Source organism: Actinomadura spongiicola (assembly GCF_003432485.1).
Classification (GTDB): Bacteria; Actinomycetota; Actinomycetes; order Streptosporangiales; family Streptosporangiaceae; genus Spirillospora; species Spirillospora spongiicola.
Map to the genome: position 1 here is coordinate 69,565 of NZ_QVNQ01000002.1, position 20,413 is coordinate 89,977.

Annotated in this window: 19 protein-coding genes; 10 read left to right on the plus strand and 9 right to left on the minus strand. The window is 69.4% G+C overall.

Annotated elements, in window-relative coordinates; all coding sequences use genetic code 11:
* Positions 1–74: 74 nt before the first annotated feature.
* Complete coding sequence (locus D0T12_RS05000) at positions 75–1,094, plus strand: aspartate-semialdehyde dehydrogenase (protein ID WP_117398109.1); 1,020 nt, start codon at positions 75–77, stop codon at positions 1,092–1,094.
* Positions 1,095–1,097: 3 nt separating this feature from the next.
* Here the strand turns inward: D0T12_RS05000 and D0T12_RS05005 are convergent, their stop codons facing one another.
* The 4 genes from D0T12_RS05005 to D0T12_RS05020 form a co-directional block, all read right to left on the minus strand.
* Complete coding sequence (locus D0T12_RS05005; protein WP_117398110.1) at positions 1,098–1,316, minus strand: DUF2277 domain-containing protein; 219 nt, start codon at positions 1,314–1,316, stop codon at positions 1,098–1,100.
* A 382-nt stretch (positions 1,317–1,698) separates the two neighbouring features.
* Positions 1,699–2,700, minus strand: coding sequence for a M28 family metallopeptidase (locus D0T12_RS05010; protein WP_117398111.1), 1,002 nt, complete (start codon positions 2,698–2,700; stop codon positions 1,699–1,701).
* 113 nt (positions 2,701–2,813) lie between these two features.
* Positions 2,814–4,361: a M4 family metallopeptidase gene (locus D0T12_RS05015; protein WP_233525854.1), complete on the minus strand. Its 1,548-nt coding sequence runs from the start codon at positions 4,359–4,361 to the stop codon at positions 2,814–2,816.
* 290 nt (positions 4,362–4,651) lie between these two features.
* Positions 4,652–5,680, minus strand: coding sequence for an alpha/beta hydrolase-fold protein (locus D0T12_RS05020; RefSeq protein ID WP_117398112.1), 1,029 nt, complete (start codon positions 5,678–5,680; stop codon positions 4,652–4,654).
* Positions 5,681–5,818: 138 nt separating this feature from the next.
* Between D0T12_RS05020 and D0T12_RS05025 the strand changes: the two genes are divergently transcribed.
* Positions 5,819–6,550 carry an isocitrate lyase/PEP mutase family protein gene (locus D0T12_RS05025; RefSeq protein ID WP_117398113.1) on the plus strand — a complete coding sequence of 244 codons (732 nt, stop codon included), beginning with the start codon at positions 5,819–5,821 and terminating at the stop codon, positions 6,548–6,550.
* On the opposite strand, the gene D0T12_RS05030 is transcribed toward D0T12_RS05025, so the two are convergent.
* From D0T12_RS05030 to D0T12_RS05040, 3 genes are all read right to left on the minus strand, one after another.
* A complete protein-coding gene (locus tag D0T12_RS05030) occupies positions 6,541–8,250 on the minus strand; it encodes a BCCT family transporter (RefSeq protein ID WP_117398114.1) in 1,710 nt (569 codons plus the stop codon). The two genes, D0T12_RS05025 and D0T12_RS05030, sit on opposite strands and share 10 nt — an antisense overlap.
* Before the next feature lie 819 nt (positions 8,251–9,069).
* Complete coding sequence (locus D0T12_RS05035) at positions 9,070–9,498, minus strand: DUF7144 family membrane protein (RefSeq protein ID WP_117398115.1); 429 nt, start codon at positions 9,496–9,498, stop codon at positions 9,070–9,072.
* Between the two features lie 145 nt (positions 9,499–9,643).
* The gene (locus D0T12_RS05040; RefSeq protein ID WP_117398920.1) at positions 9,644–10,417 is read right to left on the minus strand and encodes a phytanoyl-CoA dioxygenase family protein; all 774 of its coding nucleotides are present in this window, start codon (positions 10,415–10,417) and stop codon (positions 9,644–9,646) included.
* A 290-nt stretch (positions 10,418–10,707) separates the two neighbouring features.
* On the opposite strand from D0T12_RS05040, the gene D0T12_RS05045 reads away from it, so the two are divergent.
* Genes D0T12_RS05045 through D0T12_RS05065 form a run of 5 tightly spaced genes read left to right on the plus strand, consistent with a single transcriptional unit; the run spans position 10,708 to position 16,339 of the window.
* Positions 10,708–12,294 (plus strand): AMP-binding protein, encoded by a 1,587-nt coding sequence (locus D0T12_RS05045; RefSeq protein WP_117398116.1) that lies wholly within the window; start codon positions 10,708–10,710, stop codon positions 12,292–12,294.
* Positions 12,291–13,523, plus strand: a complete 1,233-nt coding sequence (locus D0T12_RS05050; protein ID WP_117398117.1) for an acyl-CoA dehydrogenase family protein — start codon at positions 12,291–12,293, stop codon at positions 13,521–13,523. The genes D0T12_RS05045 and D0T12_RS05050 overlap by 4 nt, the downstream gene beginning before the upstream one ends.
* Before the next feature lie 43 nt (positions 13,524–13,566).
* On the plus strand, positions 13,567–14,319 hold the full coding sequence (locus D0T12_RS05055) for an enoyl-CoA hydratase/isomerase family protein (RefSeq protein WP_117398118.1): 753 nt from the start codon (positions 13,567–13,569) through the stop codon (positions 14,317–14,319).
* Positions 14,320–14,327: 8 nt separating this feature from the next.
* Positions 14,328–15,266 (plus strand): VOC family protein, encoded by a 939-nt coding sequence (locus D0T12_RS05060; protein WP_117398119.1) that lies wholly within the window; start codon positions 14,328–14,330, stop codon positions 15,264–15,266.
* On the plus strand, positions 15,257–16,339 hold the full coding sequence (locus D0T12_RS05065; protein WP_117398120.1) for an acyl-CoA dehydrogenase family protein: 1,083 nt from the start codon (positions 15,257–15,259) through the stop codon (positions 16,337–16,339). The genes D0T12_RS05060 and D0T12_RS05065 overlap by 10 nt, the downstream gene beginning before the upstream one ends.
* 9 nt (positions 16,340–16,348) lie before the next feature.
* Here the strand turns inward: D0T12_RS05065 and D0T12_RS05070 are convergent, their stop codons facing one another.
* The gene (locus D0T12_RS05070) at positions 16,349–16,717 is read right to left on the minus strand and encodes a helix-turn-helix domain-containing protein (protein WP_117398121.1); all 369 of its coding nucleotides are present in this window, start codon (positions 16,715–16,717) and stop codon (positions 16,349–16,351) included.
* Between the two features lie 193 nt (positions 16,718–16,910).
* Positions 16,911–17,840, minus strand: a complete 930-nt coding sequence (locus D0T12_RS05075; RefSeq protein ID WP_117398122.1) for a LysR family transcriptional regulator — start codon at positions 17,838–17,840, stop codon at positions 16,911–16,913.
* Between the two features lie 62 nt (positions 17,841–17,902).
* Between D0T12_RS05075 and D0T12_RS05080 the strand changes: the two genes are divergently transcribed.
* The 3 genes from D0T12_RS05080 (at position 17,903) to D0T12_RS05090 (ending at position 20,375) form a co-directional block, all read left to right on the plus strand.
* Positions 17,903–18,250 (plus strand): DoxX family protein, encoded by a 348-nt coding sequence (locus tag D0T12_RS05080; RefSeq protein WP_117398123.1) that lies wholly within the window; start codon positions 17,903–17,905, stop codon positions 18,248–18,250.
* A gap of 45 nt (positions 18,251–18,295) precedes the next feature.
* Entirely contained in the window at positions 18,296–19,492 is a 1,197-nt protein-coding gene (locus D0T12_RS05085) for a sensor histidine kinase (protein WP_117398124.1), read from the plus strand.
* Positions 19,493–19,583: 91 nt separating this feature from the next.
* On the plus strand, positions 19,584–20,375 hold the full coding sequence (locus D0T12_RS05090; RefSeq protein WP_117398125.1) for a LytR/AlgR family response regulator transcription factor: 792 nt from the start codon (positions 19,584–19,586) through the stop codon (positions 20,373–20,375).
* Positions 20,376–20,413: the final 38 nt, after the last annotated feature.

A 20,413-nucleotide genomic window follows, 5' to 3' on the forward strand; every position in this document is an offset into this window, starting at 1 on the left:
AGGGTTATTCACTGGACGACCTGTACGGCCTGGGTGACACTCCCCGGGTCGAGTGATCTACCTGAGGGAGCGGCATGAGAATCGGGATCGTCGGGGCCACCGGCCAGGTCGGGGGCGTGATGCGCGAGATCCTGGCCGAACGCGGATTTCCGGTCGACGAGCTGCGGCTGTTCGCCTCCGCGCGGTCGGCGGGACGGAAGCTGCCGTGGAACGGCTCGGAGGTCACCGTGGAGGACGCGGCGACCGCCGACTACTCCGGCCTCGACATCGTGCTGTTCTCGGCGGGGAAGACCACGTCCAAGGAGCTGGCGCCCAAGGTCGCCGCGGCGGGCGCCGTCGTGATCGACAACTCGTCGGGTTGGCGGATGGACCCGGACGTCCCCCTCGTCGTCGCCGAGGTCAACCCGCACGCCGCGGCGCGCCGCCCCAAGGGGATCATCGCGAACCCGAACTGTACGACGATGGCCGCGATGCCGGTGCTGCGTCCGCTGCACGAGGAGGCGGGGCTGACCGCGCTCGTCGTGTCCACCTACCAGGCCGTGTCCGGGAGCGGGCTCGCGGGTGTCGCCGAGCTGCACGACCAGGCGTCCAAGGTCGTCCAGAACGCCGAGAGGTTGACCCATGACGGTTCGGCGGTGGAGTTCCCCGAGCCGTCGGTGTACGTGCGGCCGATCGCGTTCAACGTCCTGCCGATGGCCGGGTCGATCGTGGACGACGGCCTCGCCGAGACCGACGAGGAGCAGAAGCTCCGCAACGAGAGCCGCAAGATCCTGGAAATTCCGGGGCTGAAGGTGTCGGGCACGTGCGTGCGCGTTCCCGTCTTCACCGGACATTCGTTGCAGGTGAACGCCCGGTTCGAGCGTCCGCTGAGCCCGGAGCGGGCGAGCGAGCTGCTGGCGGGCGCGCCCGGTGTCGTGCTGTCGGACGTTCCGACGCCGCTTCAGGCCGCCGGGCAGGACCCGACCTACGTGGGCCGCATCCGCCGCGACGAGACCGTCGAGAACGGTCTCGCCCTGTTCTGTTCGGGTGACAACCTCCGCAAGGGCGCGGCGCTCAACACGGTCCAGATCGCCGAGCTCGTCGCCGCCGAGTAACGCTCAGCTCGCGCGGCGACCCCGGACCTCCAGGGACTCCAGGAGGGCGGCGGTGCTCTGGGCGATCTCTTCGACGGCCCGGTCGAACGCCTCGGCGTTGTGGGCGGCGGGCGCGCGGAACCCGGAGATCTTCCGGACGTACTGGAGCGCGGCCGCCCGGACGTCGGTGTCGGTCACGTCCTCGGTGAAGGGCGGGCGGAGTGTCTTGATGCTGCGGCACATATCCCCATTGTGACCTGTGGGTCCGACGTTCCGCACCGGGCGGAGGGGCGGGCCGAGATCGGGCCGAGGTCGGGCCGAGGTCGGGCTGAGGGCCCCGGGCCCTCGTCCGTAGGAGCAGCGTCGGACGAGGGCGCCAGGGGCCCGGCGGGGGGCGGGGGCCCCGGAAGGAAGGCGGCGCGCCGCACGGGCCGGGCCGAGATTCGTCCCGTGGAACCGCCTTCGGTCAGCCCTTGGGGAGGGGGATTGGCTGTCCAAAATTGGACCGCGCAGGCCGGTCAGGTGTCAACGGATCCATGAGCCACTGGATTTTCAATGTTTTGAACGGGTCTCTGGAAATCTCTGAAAAGACCCTCTGACCTGCGCGGATCTCAGCCGGGGTGAACTACCGGCGGGTGCCGCCGCCGAGCGTCCACACCGCGTGGGCGATGGCGTCGGAGTTGCGGTCCAGTGCCGTGTCGTTGATGTTGGTCGTCGTGTCGCAGCGCGCGTGGTAGCACCGGTCGTACGCGACGTTCGCCTGACCGCCCCACTTCTGCGCCTGCGCGGCCGTCTTGCGTCCCTCCGCGCCGGTGAACAGGCCTCCGGCGGCGATGTTGTACTGGATGAACGGGCCGTAGTCGGAGCGTCCGTCGAACGCGGTGTCCTCCACCGGCACGTTGATCGTGGCGAAGTGGGCGCGGAGCACCCGCTCGATCTCGGCGGAACCGGCGGGGCCGCCGCGTCCGCTGGAGCCGTCGCCGTCGTAGGCGAAGTAGCCGGGGTTGGGCGAGCCGACCATGTCGAAGTTCAGGTAGCCCTTGATCCTCGACCGCTCGGCCGACGGCAGGTTCTGCACGTAGTACTTGGACCCGATGAGGCCCAGTTCCTCGGCGCCCCACCAGCCGAACCGCAGGTGCCGGGCCGGCTTGTAGCCGGTGCTGGCGACGGCGAGCGCCACCTCGAGGTTCGCGGCCGAGCCGGAGCCGTTGTCGTTGATGCCGGGGCCCGCCGTGACGCTGTCCAGGTGCGCGCCGACCATCAGCGTGTTGGACGTGTCACCGCCGGGCCAGTCCGCGATCAGGTTGTAGCCGGTGGCGCCGTTGTAACTGAACGACTGGATGGACGTCTGGTATCCGGCGGCGTCCAGCTTGGACTTCACGTAGTCGACGGAGGCGCGGTAGCCGGGACGGCCGTGCGCACGGTTGCCGCCGTTGGAAGTGGCGATGCTCTGGAGTTGCGCCAGGTGAGCCTTGACGTTCGCGACGGGAATGTCGGGCGCGGCGGCGCGCACCGTGGGGGGTGCGGGCATCGACGCGGGCGGGGACGCCGACGCGGCGGCGTTGGGGAGCAGGGCGGCCAGGGTCAGGGCAGCCGCCCCCACCGTCGCCATCGTGCGCGATCTCATGAGTGTTGTCCTCCGGGGGAAATGGAAGCGGCCCGTGACGGGGGAGCGGGCCCCGTCACGGGCCGCGGGCGAGGGGCGGTCAGGGAATGACGATCATGAAGGGTGCCGGTCGGCTAGCAGGCCGGTTCGCCCGACGCCTGCGGGACGCTGACGGCGCTCCAGGCGGCCTTCACCGTCTGGCATTCGGTGGTGGAACCGGGGAACAGCTGCTTCGCCGCCGCGACGGAGGCGGCGCGCACGGTCGAGTGCGTCCAGGACGACGTCTTCCGGTTCAGGGTCTCCATGAAGATCTTGCCGGCCTTCTGGACACCGATTCCGGTGACGGTCGAGCTGTTGCACGTCGGGCTGGTCGGCTTGCCGCCGCCCGGGTTCGACCCCTCGGCGAGCAGGTAGAACCAGTGGTTCTGCGGGCCTGCCGCCGCGTGCACCTCGGTGCGCGGGATCGAGGACGAGTAGCAGTTCGGGTGCCGCTTCTCCTGCGGGTTGTACATGTTGCGGATCGGGCCCTGGCCGACCAGGTCGACCTCCTCGCCGACGAGGTAGTCCGGCGGGTCGAGGTTCGCGGGCTCGTTCATGTAGAACTCGGTGAGCGTTCCGAAGATGTCACCGGTCGACTCGTTCAAGCCGCCCTTCTCGTTACCGCCGCCGCTGTCGCCACCTGGGGTGGTGGTGAAGATGGCGTGGCCGTTCTCGTGCCCGACGACGTCCACCGACGTGGCCTGCCTGTTGTTGGCCTGGTTGTGGCCGTAGGTGGTGTAGCTGCCGTTCCAGTACGCGTTGACCGCGTTGAGGGCGACGCGCATCGGGAAGCCGCCGCCGCGACCGTTGATCCCGTTGCGGCCGAGCCACTCCTTCAGCATGTCCCATTCTTTTTGGTGCGCGTACATGGCGTCGACGCAGGCGGTCTCCATGTCGGTTCCGCTGCCGTTGCCCCACTGGCTGTCGCCGGTGTAGGCGCGGCCGTTCTGGCCACCGCACTGGACGTTGCCCCGCTGCGGGTCGGACATCGTCGTGGCGGCGGTGCTGATGTCGACGGTGCCGTGGTAGTGGCTCCGGTCGTCGGCGGCGTCCCGGACCTGGTCCCACGACTCGACGACCTTGCCGCTCTTGGCGTCGACGTACACGTGCATGATCGTGGGGGCGTTGTTCTTCTTGGTGCCGGTGACGACGGTCTCGTACACGAGGCGTCCGGCGCCGTTGGCCAGCACCGTCAGCTTCGGCGCGGAGACCTTCTCGACCTTGGCCACGTGGGCGCGGGAGGTCTTCGCGGCGGCCGCGGCCGAGATCTTCGCCTTGGTGTCGACGTCGAGTTCCCTCGTCTGGTTGACGTGGGTGCTCAGCACGCCGCCGGCGGCGTTGGTGACGACGACGAAGTCACCGCCCTGGACGGGCAGTCCGGCGTGCGTCCGCGTGTAGGCGACGTACTGGAGCCCGTTCAGGCCGGACGTGACGCCCAGGTCGACGATCTTGTCCTCGGCGGCCAGCTTGAACGTCGACGGCTGCGCCGCGATCGCGCGGTCCGCGGAACCGGCGGCGATGCTGCGGGGGTCCGGCTTGGGAGCCGGAGCGGTGCGGGACGTCGCACCTGTGGCGGGGGCGGACATCGCCACGGCGAGGCCGACGGACAGCGCCGCCGCCCCGATCGCGGTCTGGTGTCTCACAGGGGTGCTCCTTCCACGTGCCGGGCATGGCGCGGCACGCGGAGCCGAAGGGGAGCGCTCCACGCGACCGCCGCCCGTCCGGCGGGCTTTGGGATTGGGTGGCTCATGCGGATGAGCTGTCCCGAAGTGCACTCCTAGATATGAATAGTGTCAATGAATCCATTTGGTATTGGATTTTCAATATTTAGAAGGCCGACGAGTAGAACGTCGAAAAAGGGGTGTTGAGCAGCGCGAACGGCCGGGCCGAACATTCGGCCCGGCCGTCCGGGTGTGCGGGTGGTGGCGCTCCGTCAGGGGGCTATGGCGCGGCAGATCCAGGAGAGAGCGAGGGGATAACGGTAATCAATACCGCCGTGGCCGGCGTCGAACAGTTCGAAATGAATGACGTCTTCGGAGACTCCGACGTCCAGCAGCGCGTCACGGAACGCCTGGGCGCCGACGTCCAGGAACCACTCGTCGCGGGTGCCGCCGTCGATCCAGACGGCCCGCAGCGAGCGCAGCGCGTCGGCGTGCCGTGGCGCCATCCGCACCGGGTCGAAGGTCAGCCAGCGCTCCCAGACGTCCGTCCGGATCACGCCGGTGACCGGGTCGAACGGCAGCTCGGGCGTGCCGTCGTCGCGGGCGGAGTAGCACAGCGCCATGCCGAGGATGTTGAGCAGGTCCATGTCCGCCTCCTTGGTGAAGGAGGCGCGGGACGTGAAGTCCTCCCACCAGCGCCAGATGTCACCGTCGTACTTGCGCAGATGCCGGACGCACTTGGGGAATTCGGCCAGGTAGCAGTACTCGAACAGGGCGTCGCCCGCGTGCGTCGCCAGGGCGCCGAACAGGTCGGGACGCAGCATCGGCGTGATCATCGCGCCGTAGCCGCCGCTGGACTTGCCGCTGATCGCCCGATGCTCCGGGGCGTCCAGTGTCCGGTAGCGGGCGTCCACCCACGGGACGATCTCGTCGCACAGGTAGGAGTGGTAGCGGCCCATGCCCGGCGAGTCGAGGTACTGGCTGCCGCCGTACGCCGTCCAGGCGTCCACGTACACCACGATCGCGGGCGGGGCCTCCCCGGACGCGAACACCGCGTCCGCCGTCTCAGGGAACGGCTGCCGGTACGGCATCCGGTTGCCCCACATCCCCACGTGCCCGGTGTATCCCATGATCACGTAGACGCTGGGGTAGCGGCGCCCCGGCTCGTCGTCGTAGCCCGGCGGGACGTACACCAGGACAGGCCGTTCGTGCGGGTCGTTCAGCGGGTTGTCGCGCAGCAGTTCACTGCTGACGACGTGCTCCTCCAGGCGTCCGGCGAACTCGACCGACCACGGCAGCATGCGCACTCCTTTGTCGCGGTTTGCTGTTGATCACTTGCGACGCTAACCCGGCCATGCCCGGCGCGGCGAGAGTGTCGTAGGCGGATGTCACACTTCGACGGCCTGTGCAGTCTCCCTCGGGGAGGGAAGGGGATCGAGATGACCGACCGCGCCGCCGTGCTTCGCGACCTGCATCGCCCGGGTGATCCGCTGCTGCTGCCCAACGTGTGGGACGCCGGAAGCGCCAAGACCGTCCAGGAGGCGGGTTTTCCCGCCCTCGCCACCGCCAGCGCCGCCGTCTCGGCGATGCTCGGCCATCCCGACCACGAGGGGGCGCCCGCCGAGGAGATGTTCGCCGCCGCGGGCCGCGTCATCGGGGCCGCGACCGTTCCCGTCACCGTGGACGCCGAGGCCGGGTACGGGCTCCAGCCCGCCGAACTCGTCGAACGGCTCCTCGCCATCGGCGCCGCGGGCTGCAACCTGGAGGACACCTACGCCGGGGAACTCGCCGAGCCCGAGACCCAGGCCGAGTTTCTCGCCGCCGTCCGCGACGCCGCCGGTGACCGGCTCGTCATCAACGCCCGGGTCGACACGTTCGTCGCCAAGGTGCCGGATCCGGTGGACGCCGCGATCGCCCGGGGTCGCCTCTACTTCGAGGCCGGGGCCGACTGCGTCTACCCGATCGCCGCGCCCCTGGACGCCGTCCCGGCCCTGGTCAAGGGCCTGCCGGGCCCGATCAACGCGAACAACATGCCGGGCTCGTCCCTGGCCGACCTGGCCTCCGCCGGAGTCGCCCGCGTCTCCTACGGTCCGATGCCCTACCTGCGGGCCCTGGACGCACTGAAGGAGTTCGCGACCCGCGTCAAATCCGGGGAGAACCCCTACGGCTGACCCTCCCGCGGCTCGGAGGGGCCGCCGTCGGTGGACGGGCGGGTGACCAGTTCGAAGTCGCCCTCGTGCTGGACGCTGCCGGAGACGACCGCGTCCTCCAGGACCTCGGCGCCCTTGAGCTGCCGCCGCATCATCGGGTCGTCGCGGACGTCCTTCGCCACGGAGAAGCACAACAGGATCAGCACGACCGCGAACGGCAGCGCGCCGATGAACGTGATGTTCTGGATGCCGGACAGCGCCTTGTCCCCACCGATCACCAGCATGATCGCGGCGACGCTCCCGGTCATCGCGCCCCAGAAGATGACGATCCAGCGCGCGGGCGTGGTCGAACCGCGCTGCGAGAGCGTGCCCATGACGATCGACGCCGCGTCCGCGCCGGACACGAAGAAGATCGCCACCAGGACCATCACGACGATCGCGGTGAGCGTCGCCCACGGCAGGTTTCCGAGGACGTTGAAGGTGATCTGCTCCTCCGAGCCGTCGCCGTACGGGTTCAGGCCGTCCCGCTGCTGGCCGATGGCCGTGCCGCCGAAGATCGCGAACCAGACGAGGCTGACCGTGCTCGGCACGATGATCACACCGGCGACGAACTGGCGGATGGTGCGGCCGCGGCTGATCCGGGCGAGGAACATGCCGACGAACGGTGACCAGGAGATCCACCACGCCCAGTAGAAGATCGTCCAGTCGGCGAGGTAGTCCTGCATCGCGGTGCCGCCCGTCGCGCCCGAGCGGGACGCCATCTCGCCGAAGTCCCGCAGGTACACGCCGAGCGAGGTCGGCAGCAGTTGCAGGACGAACACGGTCGGGCCGACGACGAACACGAAGACCGCGAGGACGGCCGCCAGCACCATGTTGATGTTCGACAGCCACTGGATGCCGCGTGCGATGCCGGACACCGCCGACAGCACGAAACAGATCGTCAGCACCACGATGATCATTACGAGGACGCCGGTGCCGAGGGTCTCGATCCAGCCGGCCTCCTGCAGGCCCGTCCTGATCTGGAGGGCGCCGATGCCGAGCGACGCGGCGGAGCCGAACAGCGTGGCGAACAGGGCGAGGATGTCGATCAGCCTGCCGACGGGTCCGACGCCGTGCCTGCCGATCAGCGGCACGAACGCCGAGCTGATCAGCTGGCTGCGGCCCCGGCGGTAGTGCCCGTACCCGATCGCGAGGCCGAGCACCGCGTAGATCGACCACGGGTGCAGCGTCCAGTGGAACATCGTCGTGGCCATCGCCGTCTCGATCGCCGGCTCGCTCTGCGCGGGGTCGGTGCCCGGCGGCGGGTGCACGTAGTGCGTGAGCGGCTCCGCGACGCCGAAGAACATCAGCCCGATGCCCATGCCCGCGCTGAACATCATCGCGATCCATGAGACGGTCCGGAACTCGGGCTCGTCGCCCTCCCGGCCCAGCGGGATCCGGCCGTACCTGCTGAGCGCCAGCCACAACGAGAAGATCACGAACCCGGTCGCCGCGAGGACGAACAGCCACCCCACGTTCGCGAGGAGCCAGTCGAGCGCCGACTGGGTCGTCGAGCTGAGGTTGTCCGTCCACACGACACCCCAGAGCACGAACGCCGTGGACAGACCCGCGGTGAGGCCGTAGACGACCCAGTCGGTGCGCGCCCGCCCCTTACCCAGAGACAGGGGAAAACCGCCGGGTTCATCGTCCCCCTCCCCGAATCCGCTCTGTTGGCTCTCCATAACCCTGAGTCATTCCCGAAAGATGCCTTCTCAGCTTCACGGACGAGTAATCCGACAGCACCCACCAATGCGGCCAACGGGGATGACCTCGGCCTTTTCGGCCGAGGTCACGGTGTGGACGCGTTCCACGGCCCGATCGCGAGGCATTGTGGACGGGCAGGCCGCCCCGAATCGGATCGCGTGTCCAGAACCTTGTTTCGATGTGGCCTCAGCCCGCACGCGAACGCGTTACCCGCCCGGTGCAGCGACGCCGAAGGCGAGCGAAACCGGGTGGATCGCGAAGCGATGCCGCGTTCGCCCCAGGGACGGTCACGTAGCGAGCCGTCAGGCGAGCGAAGTGGGCCGTTCCTGCAATGAACACAGCCCGCACGCGAACGCGTGACCCGCCCGGTGGAGCGACGCCGGAGGCGAGCGGAGCCGGGTGGATCGCGAAGCGATGTCGCGTTCGCCTCAGGGACGGTCACGTAGCGAGCCGTCAGGCGAGCGAAGTGGGCCGTTCCTGCAATGAACACAGCCCGCACGCGAACGTGTGACCCGCCCGGTGGAGCGACGCCGGAGGCGAGCGAAACCGGGTGGATCGCGAAGCGATGTCGCGTTCGCCTCAGGGACGGTCACGTAGCGAGCCGTCAGGCGAGCGAAGTGGGCCGGTTCTGCAATCAACACAGCCCGCACGCGAACGCGTTACCCGCCCGGTGCAGCGATGCCGGAGGCGAGCGGAGCCGGGTGGATCGCGAAGCGATGTCGCGTTCGCCTCAGGGACGGTCACGTAGCGAGCCGTCAGGCGAGCGAAGTGGGCCGCTCCTGCAATGAACAAGCCTCCTAGTCTGCGCGGGCGCCGGGGGGTGGGGCGGTGAGCGCGTAGATCAGCAGGACGCACAGGGAGATGGTCAGTACCGACCAGAGCGGGAACGCCACCAGGAACGCGAGGTGTCCGATGGCCGCGAGGAAGGCGAACACGACGCCGATGGCGCGCGCCCACATCTTTCCGCTCATGATCGCGGCGCCGACCCCGATCTGGATGATGCCGAGGATGAGCCAGATCCAGCCCCACGCGGTGTAGTCGAACACCATGATCTCGTTGTCGGCGACGAGGTAGTAGTCGTCCTTGAACAGGGCCACCAGTCCGTCGATGATGTTGAACGCGCCGACCACCAGCGCCACCGTGCCCGCGAAGGCGAGCCACCCGGACGTCCGGTACTGCCGGTGGGCCGTCGCCGAGGTCCTGCCAGGGGTCGTCTTGCTCGTCATTTCGGGCCTCCCCACCCCGCAGCCGGGTCCGGCCGCGGTTTTGATGACCGGAAGGTCCCCCTTGTCCGGGTGGTTGCAAACCCTGCTCAACCCTTATTTGGGGCCGACCATAAGGAAATGTGAGTCGTCGTAGAACATTCGGCCATCAGGGGGTGAGGGCCCTCTGGATCGCGGTTACCACGGGGGCGGTCGGTTCCTCCGGGTTGAGCGGGACGGTCGGGTGGAGTGGGGGTTGGGCCAGGAAGCGGGGGGTCATGCCGTGGTGGGGTTGGCCCGCGTGGACGAGGAACGGGTGGCATAGATAGACGTCGCCCGCGCTGCCGGTGGCGAAGGCCGTCGAGCGGTGGGCGGAGGCGGCGTCCGCCTGGGCTGCCAGGGCGCGGGCGTCCAGGCCGTCCTCCTCGTGCGGGGCCAGGACGCGGGCGACGTCCCGGTGGGAGCCGACGCGCAGGCGGGTGGGGGCGTCGTGTTCGGTGACGTCGGAGAACAGGAACAGCATGAGGAGCGCGCGGTCCCGGGAGCGGACGTTCGCGCGCCAGGTCAGGTAGTCGGTCGGGGCGGAGTCGGGGCCGGGGAAGCTGACGTCGACGTGCCAGTTGTCCACGACGGAGGCTTCGCCGCCGGGGAAACGGACGACGAAGCCGCCGAGAGACGTGCGGGGCTGCCAGCGGCCCTCGCCGACCAGGGCGTCGAACGCGCCATGGAGGCGCGGGGTGGTGACGGCGGCGACGAACGGCGGCAGGGCGTAGCCGGGACGGGTGACGATCGGGCCGGGCCAGGTGGACGGGTCGTCCGGGTCGGCTCCGAGGTCGTCCCAGATGACGGCGCGGCACTCGTCCGCGAGGTCCCGGGGGAACGCCTCCCTGACGGGGACGAAGCCGTTCTCGATGAAGGCGTTGAGCTGGGCGGCATCGAGCATGAAGCCCACGATGACGGGTCGTGCGCGGAGGACGCGAGCCGTTTTCGGGCCGAGTGGTGGGTAAGGGAAGAGCGGCCGTAATGGGGTGTGGCACTCGTCACACAGGGCGGCGGTTGCCCCAGTAAGGCCCTAGAAGTGCAGCTTTGCTGATGTCCGCGACTGTTGCCGGGTTCAGTGTTTCATGTTCATCTATTTACGGTGATGTCCGGTTGAGACACGCCATCCGTCGATTTCGCCCGCCCACCACCGACGACGCACGCACGCAGAACGCAGCGACAGCGGAGGTCCGGATGCGCAAGGAGACGCTGGAGAGCTTCGTCCTCGGGGACGTTCTCCGGTCACAGGCGCAGGCCCATCGAACCCAGACGTTCCTCAAGTTCCGTGACGGCGAGATCTCCTACGGCGAGGTCGACGCCGCCGCCGACCGGATGGCCCGCGCGCTGAGCGGGGCGGGCATCACGCACGGTGACCATGTCGGGCTGATGCTGCCCAACTGCGCCGACTTCGTCCATCTGATCTTCGCGTTGGCGCGGCTGGGGGCCGTGGCCGTGCCGATCAACATCGCGTACCGGGGGGAACTGCTGCGGCATGTGCTGGACAGCTCCGACGCCGCATGGCTCATCGTGGACGGGCCGTATGCCGAACGGCTCACCGAGGTCGCGGGACGGCTGCCGAAACTGGGCGGGGTCATCGTCCGGGACGCCGCCGAGAACGGCGTGCTGCTCGAACGGCTCGGCAAGCCCGCGCGGGAACTCGCCGCCCTGCCGCCGGACGGTGACGGCCGCGTGGACGTGCCGGTCGGCTTCGGCGACATGCAGGCGATCATGTACACGTCCGGGACGACGGGCCCGTCCAAGGGCGCGATGGTGCCGCACGCCCTGGCGCTGACCTGCGCCTACGACTCGCTGGACTTTCTGGATAGGTGGGGCAAGACGATCTACTGCCCGCTGCCGCTGTTCCACGCGGCGGCGCTGTGGGACGGAATGCTGTCGGCCCTGCTGGGCGGCGGGTCCATCGCGATCGTCGAACGGTTCAGCGCGTCGCGGTTCTGGGACGACGTCCGCCGCTTCGACGCCCAGGTCTGTATGAGCGTGTTCTCGATGATTCCGATCCTGCTGAACCGTCCGCCGACGTCCAGGGACAAGGACCACCGGCTGGAGACCTTCTACATGGGCAAGTCCAGCCTGGACGAGGCGATGCGGGAACGGTTCGGAGTGCGGTCGGTGGAGACGTACACAAGCACGGAGGCCGGGATCGCGACGGGAAGCCCGTACGGGGAGTGGCGGGTCGGGTCGTGCGGGCAGGCGCACGAGGAGCGGTTCCAGGTCGCGGTGGTCGACGAGCACGACCGGGAACTAGGCCCAGGTGAGCCGGGGGAGTTGGTGCTGCGGCCGAAACAGCCGTTCGTCCTCACGACCGGGTACTACGGCAACTGGGAGGCGACCACGCAGTGCTTCCGGAACATGTGGTTCCACACCGGAGATCGGGTATGGCGCGATGACGACGGCTATTTCTACTTCCTTGACCGGATGAAGGACGCGATCCGTCGGCGTGGTGAGAACATCTCCGCCTTCGACCTGGAGACGGAGATCAATCAGCATCCGGCGGTGTTGGAGTGCGCCGCGATCGGCGTGCCCTCGGAACTGGAGGACGAGGACATCAAGGTGTCGATCGTGGTGCAGCCGGACACCGGGCTGGACCCGGAAGAGCTGGTGGCGTACTGCGAGGAGCGGTTGCCACGGTCGATGGTGCCGCGCTACGTCGAGTTCGTGGAGGCGCTGCCGCGCACGCCCACCGACAAGGTCGCCAAGTACAAGCTCCGGGCCCAGGGCGAGCACGGCGTCACCGCGACGACCTGGGATCGGGAGGCGCAGTGAACTGGGACGACACGCCGGAACAGGCCGCCTTTCGCGAAGAGGTGCGCGCCTTCGTTCAGGAGAGGTTCCCCGCGTCGTACCGTCCGGCGGGAGACGAGGAGCAGAGCCTCGAACCGGAGGACGTCGCGGGCTACAACTGGCCCGTCGACCGGGTGGCCGACGACCCGGAGCGGCGCGAGGGCGCCCGCGCGTGGGCGGCGGCGCTGGCGGAGCGCGGCTGGATCGCGCCGCACTGGCCGGAGGAGTACGGCGGCGCCGGACTGTCGGCCATGGAGGAGTTCATCCTGCACGAGGAGATGATGCGGGCGCGGGTGCCGGTCGTGAACGGCATCGGCGCGTTCCTCCTCGGGCCGACCCTGCTGGTGCACGGCACGGACGAGCAGAAGGCCGCGCATCTCCCGGCTATCGCGAAGGGCGAGGCGACGTGGGCGCAGGGCTTCTCCGAGCCGGGCTCCGGCTCCGACCTGGCGTCGCTGCGCACCCGGGCCGTCCGGGACGGTGACGAGTACGTCGTCGACGGGCAGAAGGTGTGGACGTCCCTCGGCCAGTACGCCGACTGGTTGTTCGTCCTGGTCCGCACCGATCCCGACGCCGAACGTCCGCACCGCGGCATCACGTTCCTGCTCGTCGAGGCGAACGCGCCGGGCGTGACGATCCGTCCCATCACCGACATCAGGGGCGCGGCGCCGTTCTGCGAGATCTTCTTCGAGGGCGTCCGGGTGCCGGTGGCGAACCGCGTCGGGGACGAGAACCGAGGCTGGTACGTGGCCATGTCCGCGCTCGGCTTCGAACGGGCCGGAATCGGCGCGACCATCAAGTACGAGCAGGCCCTCGCCGAACTCGTCACCTATCTGCGCTCCCCGGACGGACGCCGTTTCGCCCGCACGAGCCCCGCGCTGCGCCAGGAGATCGCCCGCCGCCAGACGGAGATCCGGGTCCTGTACAACCTGGCCCGCTACACCGTGTCGCGTCAGGCCGCGGGCGCCGAACCCGACTTCGAGGCGTCCATCAACCAGCTCTTCGGCGCCGAACTGCACCAGCGGCTCGCCGCGACGGGCGCCCGCGCGTTCGGCTCGTCCGCCGCGCTGTGGGAACGCGACGGCGCCCCCATGAACGCCCTGTTCACGCACATGCGCAGAGACTCGGTCGCGTCCACCTTCCTCGGCGGCACCACCGAGATCCAGCGGAACGTCATCGCCACCCGGGGCCTGAACCTGCCCCGAAGCTGAGCACACCGACCGGTTCGTCGACCACGAGGAGGAGCGGAACCCCATGCCCGACGACTACGAGACCGTCGATCTGCGGATCGAGGAACGAGTGGCCTGGCTGACGCTGAACCGGCCGGAGAAGCTCAACGCGCTGACCCCGACGACGATGACGGAACTGCGCGACATCTTCACCCGCGTCGACGACGACGAGGACGTCTGCGTGGTGGTGCTGCGCGGCGCCGGAGATCGCGCGTTCTGCGCCGGGATGGACCTCGGCTGGTCGGAGAAACTCACGCCGCGCGAACGGATCGAGCAGGGACGGCTCGGCGAGAAGACGTTCGCGATGATGGAACGCCTGTCGGTCCCCGTGATCGCGGCCGTGCACGGGTACGCGGTCGGCGGCGGCCTCGAACTGGCGTTGGCGGCCGACTTCATCGTCGCGTCCGACAACGCGAAGGTCGGCCTCGTCGAGATCACACTGTCGGCGCGCCCGCCGTACCGGCCGAAGATGACCGAGGACGGCGACCCCGACCAGCCCGAGTTCGGCGGGTCCGCGCCCGGCTGGGGCGGGGTGAAGCGGCTGCCGGAACGCATTGGCAAGGCCCGCGCGAAGGAACTGCTGTTCACCGGCGCCAGGATCGACGCCGCACGCGCCCTCGAACTGGGCCTGGTCAACGACGTGTACCCGGCGGACGAGTTCGACAAGCGGGTCGGTGAGCTGGCCGAACGCATCGCCGCGATGAACCGCTACAACCTGCGCCTCGTCAAGGAACTGGTCACCTACGGCTACGACTGGATCGAGCCGCACCCGAGCTAGGAGGACCCGTGCAGATCTACCGCATCGACCATGTCGCGCAGGTGACCCCCGACCTCGACGCGCAGGTGGCGCTGCTGGAGGGCCTGTTCGGGTTCCGGCGCGTCCGGAGCTGGAACAACCCGGCGGAAGGGACGCGCGGCACCCGGCTGGAGATCCCCGGCAGCCGCGGGCAGGCGTGGGAGGTGGTCGCCCCCGCCGGTGACGGCTCCGCGCTCCAGACGTTCCTGGACGACCACGGGGGACGCCCCGGCCTGCACCACGTGGGCGCGGAGGTGCCCGACCTGGAGGCCGTCCGCGCCGAACTCGAAGTGCGCGGCGTCAAACCGACCGACGGGACGCGGGGACGCTGGTTGGAGGCGTCGCTGAGCCCACCCGAACACGGCCCCGGCGTCCTGTTCCGCTTCCGTGGCCCGGGCAGCCTCGACATGTGCGGAGACTCCGCCGACTCCGTCGCCGAGTCGACGACCGTGGACGGCCCGTCCCTCGGCATCGTCGCCCTCGACCACATCTGCCAGGCGTTCCCCGACCGCGACGTCCTCGCCCGCTGGTACCACGACCTCGCCGGTTTCGTGCAGGTGTGGCGGACGGCGGACGACGAACATCCCGACATGGCCGACCTCGTCCTGAACATTCCCGGCTCTTCGATCTGCTGGGAAGTCATCATGCCGCGCGGCGAGGACTCGTTCATCGAACGGTTCTGGGACCGCAACGGCGCCGCCGCGCACCACGTCACGTTCGAGGTGGACGACTGGGACGCGGCGATGGCGGCCTGCGACCACCACGACACGCCGACGTTCGGTGAGAACGAGGGCAGCACGGACGGCGCGGCGTGGAAGGACACGTTCATCCACCCGAAGCACACCGGCGGTGTCCTGGTCCAGTTGTTCTGGGAGGAACGGCCGGGTGTGTGGGTCCGCTCTGACAAGGTGCCGCCGCGATGGACCTGAGCCTCACCGAAGACCAGGAGTTGATCGTCTCCACCGCCCGCGAACTCCTGGAGACCCGGGCCGCGACCGCCGGGGCACGCGCGATGGACGGCGACCGGGCCGGATACTCCGCCGCGCTGTGGAAGGAGATGGTCGACCTCGGCTGGACGGGCCTCGCGTTCCCCGAGGAGCACGGCGGCGTGGGCGGTGACTTCCTCGACGTCTGCCTGCTGTTCGAGCAACTCGGCTACGCCCAGGTCCCGAGCCCGCTGCTGACCTCCGTCGCGTCCTGCGGCATGCCGATCGCCCGGTCCGGGACGTCCGAGCAAAAGGAAGACTGGCTCAACGCCATCTCAGAAGGCCACATCGCCGCCGCCGCGCCGCTCCCTTGGGACCGTCCCGACGAAGGCCCGACAGCGACCCGGGACGGCACCGATTTCGTCCTGAACGGCACCGCGACGTTCGTTCCCTACGCGGCGTCCGCCGAGAACATCCTTGTGGCGGCCCGCCTGGACGGCGAACCACACGCCTTCTGGGTGGACGCCTCGTCAGTGACGATCCGCCCTCTCGAAACGGTCGGCATAGACCGTCCCTGCCACATCGACCTGCCGAACGTCCGCGTCCCTGCCGCCAACGTGCTCAACACAGAAGCCGCCGACGCCATCCCTTTGTTCGGCGCGGCGGCCACCTGCGCCGAAATGGTCGGCGCCGCCCAACGCGTCCTGGACATGACGGTCCAGTACGCGACGGAACGAGAACAGTTCGGCCGTCCCATCGGGTCGTTCCAGGCCGTCCAACACCACTGCGCCGACATGGCCATCGACGTGCTCGGCTCCCGCTTCATCGCCTTCGAGGCCATCTGGCTCCTGTCGGCGAACCGGGACGCGACACAGGAGGTGTCCATGGCCAAGGCGTGGGTGAGCGAGGCCTACGAACGCGTCTGCGCCCTGGGCCACCAGGTGCACGGCGCGATCGGCTTCACCGCCGAACACGACCTGCACCTCTTCTCCCGCCACGCCATGGCCACGTCCCTGGCCTTCGGCGACGGCGACCTCCACTACGAAACCCTCGCCACCACCCTCAACCTCCCCTGACCGCCCCGCTCACGCCACCGAGGTGGCCCCACCATCGGACGACGCGGCGGGGCCGGAAGAGTGGTGGGGCGTGAAACGGAAATCGGATTCGCCGCCCTCTAGGTGAATGGTCAGGGACGCGTCCAGCGCGTCGGCGAGGCGGGTGAGCAAAGGCAGCGTCGGCACCGAGTCGCCGCCCTCGATATTGGAGATCTGCGGCTGAGTCATGCCCGCACGACGAGCCAGCTCGGCCTGGGAAATGCCGAGGGCGACGCGACGGTCATGGACGGCCTGGCCGAGCGCGAGCGCGTGTCCGGCCTCGACGTAGGCGGGGGGCTCCTGAACCGTTTCGCCGAGAAGTCTTCTGGTCCGGCGAGTCTTCCACTGGGCGTGGTTCACGGCGTCTCCTCCTTGCTCCGATCGTAGGTGTGCTCGGCGAGGCCATGCTCGGCTTCGCCTTGTCATGGTGCCGGTCGGTGAGGAGGGGCAACCATTGCCGAACCTCCGGCTCGATTTCGATGTGCCACAGCGCGCTCACGCTCCGCTTATACAAAGAAGTATATGGCCACGCTCGCTAACACGCGCCGAAACGCTAGGCGGGGGGTGACGACCCCATCTGGCCGCCTGTGGGCTTTGACCCGGCCGAGAGGCAACAGCGGACGAAGTCTCGCAGGGCGGGATTGTCTTCTGAGTGGACGGCCCAGGCGACGGCCACGGTGTTGGGGCTGATGCCGGAGCAGGGTCGGTAGGTGATGCCGGGCCGTTGGTAGAAGCGGGCCGAGGATGCCGGGGTGAGGCTGATTCCGTAGCCGTTGGCGATCGCGGTCAGCCATTCGTCGGAGTTGCGGGCGACGGCCCCGATCCGTGCCTGGTGTCCCTCGCATTCGTCGGCGCCCATCCAGTAGTCCCGCCATGAGCCCGTTGCGCGGGGAGCGGCGACGAACGGCTCGTCCCGCAGGGCGCTGAGGGGAATCTGATCGAGCGCGGCCAGCGGGTGGTCGTCTTTGAGCGCGACCCAGCGAGGCTCGGTGAACAGGACCTCAGTGCGGAACTGTCCCCGCACTGGGAAATGGGACCGGACCAGCGCGACGTCCACCGTGCCGTCGGCCAGCCCGGCTGTCGGGTCGGTCCAGTCGGAGTTGCGCATCTCGACCTGCCAGCCCGGACGGATCCGCATGAACGCGGCGATGATGCGCTGCGTCGCCTCGCCGGCCGCGTTGGCGATGAAACCGACGCGCAGCACCCGCTTGGCCTGGCCCGCGGCGCTCTGGGTCTCCCGTAGTACGTCGTCCCAGTCGGATAGGAGCGCGCCGACCCGGTCCGCCAGTATCCGTCCGCCTTCGGTGAGGGTCATTCCGGTCCTCGACCGTACGAACAGTTCGACCTCCAGCAGGTTCTCCAACTGCTTGATTTGTTTGGTCAGGGTCGGCTGTGCCACGAACAGCCGTTCCGCCGCCCGCGTCAGATTTCCCTCTTCGGCCACCGCGGCGAAGTAGCGGAGCAGGCGGGTGTCGATGTCCATGCCGCCAGGCTATGACTACGGCTATTGGACGGCGCAGGGGCACCCTCGCCAGAGTCGGTACAGTGGAAATCGCCTTTATCGTCGTTACCGTTGTCGCCGCGGCGGCGAGCGCGTACTCGACCGTCAACCATTTCGTCCGCCCGGAGTGGATCGTCCGGAACTTCACCGGATACGGCGTCCCCCTGGCCTGGCTTCCCCCGCTGGGGGTCCTCAAGGCCGCGGGGGTGGCCGGTCTTCTGATCGGCCTTGCCTACCGGCCCGTGGCGATCGTCGCCGCGACCGGGCTGGTCCTCTTCTACCTGGGGGCCATCGTCACCGTCATCCGTGCCCGCTTCTACTCCCATATCCCGTACCCCCTTCCCTTCCTTCTGACGGCGGCGGGTTCGCTGGCACTAGGCGCCGTCTCCTGACGCATGGGTTGCGGAGGGAGGTGGTTCGGCGCGTAGCTTCGCCGTATGGATGTGGGCGTGGGGGTCGTTGTCGCGTTGGTGGTGACGTGGGTTCCGGCGCTGGTGTGGTGGCGGTGGCGCGGCCGGGGCGGTGATCTCGGCGGGCCCGCGCGGCGCGCGACGTTCGAGACGCTGCACACCGCGTCGCGGGCGGCGCCCGCGTTCCGGGCCGGGCTGACCGAGCAGGGGGCGCAGAAGGCGGCGCGGCATCTGCGGGCGCTGCTCGGCTGCGCCGCGCTGGCGATCACGGACGGGGAGCGGCTGCTCGCCTGGGACGGTGAGCACGACCACCACGCGACCGAGGGTCCCCGGCACGCCGAGGCGACGTTCGCGAGCGGCCGCACCCAGGTGCACGACGTGGACTGCGACCGGCTGGACTGCCCGATCCGGCGGGTCGTCGTGGTGCCGCTCGCCACCGACGACCGGGTCGTCGGGACGCTCGCCGCGTACGGGGAGGACGTGCCCGCCGGGTTGATCCGCGCCGCCGAGGAGGTGGCGCAGTGGGTGGACGCGCAACTGGAGCTCGCCGAACTCGACCATTCGCGGACGTTGCTGATGGAGGCGGAGATGCGGGCGCTGCGGGCGCAGATCTCGCCGCACTTCATCTACAACTCGTTGACGACGATCGCGTCGTTCGTCCGGTCCGACCCGGAGCGGGCGCGGGAGCTGCTGCTGGAGTTCGCCGGGTTCACCCGGTACTCGTTCCGGCGGCACGGCGACTTCACCACGCTGGCGGAGGAACTGCGGTCCATCGACCGGTACCTGCTGCTCCAGCGCGCACGGTTCGGGGAGCAGTTGCGGGTGACGTTGCGGATCGCGCCGGAGGTGCTGCCGGTCGCGGTGCCGTTCCTGTGCCTCCAGCCGCTGGTGGAGAACGCCGTCCGGCACGGGCTCCAGGACAGGTCGGCGCCCGGCCTCATCACGATCATCGCGGAGGACGCCGGGTCCGACTGCGTGATCAGCGTGGACGACGACGGGATCGGCATGGAGCCCGACGACGTCCGGCGGCTGCTGTCCGGTGAGACGCCCACGCTCGGCGAACCCGACGGTGACGCGGCCGGTATCGGCCTCGCCAACGTCGACGGGCGGCTCCGGCAGGTGTACGGCGACGAGTACGGTCTCGCCGTGGAGACCGGGCCGGGCGCGGGGACGAAGGTGACCGTCCGCGTCCCGAAATACCGGCCGGGAGTGACCGCGTCCTGAGGCATCGACCAGGTCCGACCGCGTGCCGGGCCTTGACTCATGGCCGTCCTTTTACTGAAATGTGGCGGGCGGCACACGAAGGGCGGGGTTTGTGGTGGGCCTGCGTGTCCTTGCGGTCGATGACGAGGCGCCCGCATTGGACGATCTCGTCCACCTGCTGCGCGCCGACCCGAGGATCGGCGAGATCCACACGGCCAGGGACGGCGCCGCCGCGCTGCGCAAACTCGACCGGGCCCTCGCCGAAGGGCGTCCCATCGCCGCCGTGTTCCTCGACATCCGGATGCCCGGCATCGACGGCACCGTCCTCGGCCGGGTCCTCGCGCAGTTCGCCCGCGCGCCGCAGATCGTCTACGTCACAGCGTACGAGGGGCACGCCGTCGACGCGTTCGAGATCAAGGCGACGGACTACATCCTCAAGCCGGTACGGCCGGAACGTTTGAACGAGGCGATCAGGCGTGTCACGGAGGCGGCGGAGGACTGGATGGACGACGGGTCGTCCGCGCCGTCCACGGCCGCGTCGCCGTCCTCGACACCGTCGGGGGAGCCGGAGCCGATGCCCGTCGAACTCGGCGGCGTCACCCGGTTCGTCACGCCCGCCGAGGTGCTGTACGTCGAGGCGCAGGGCGACTACGCGCGGCTGCACACGTCCGGCGGCAGCCACCTGGTGCGGATTCCGCTGGCCGCGTTGAACGAGCGGTGGAGCGGCGCCGGGTTCGTCCGGGTGCACCGCAGCCACCTCGTCGCCCTGTCGGCGATCAAGGAGCTGCGGTTGGACTCGGGACGCTGCACGGTGCTGGTCGGCGGCACGGAGTTGCCGGTGAGCCGCAGACACGTCCGGGAGTTGCGCGATCTGCTGGTCCGCAGGGCGAGGCGATCCTCCTGAGTTCCGGCGAGCGGCCCGGCGCCGGACGCCCGGCGCGT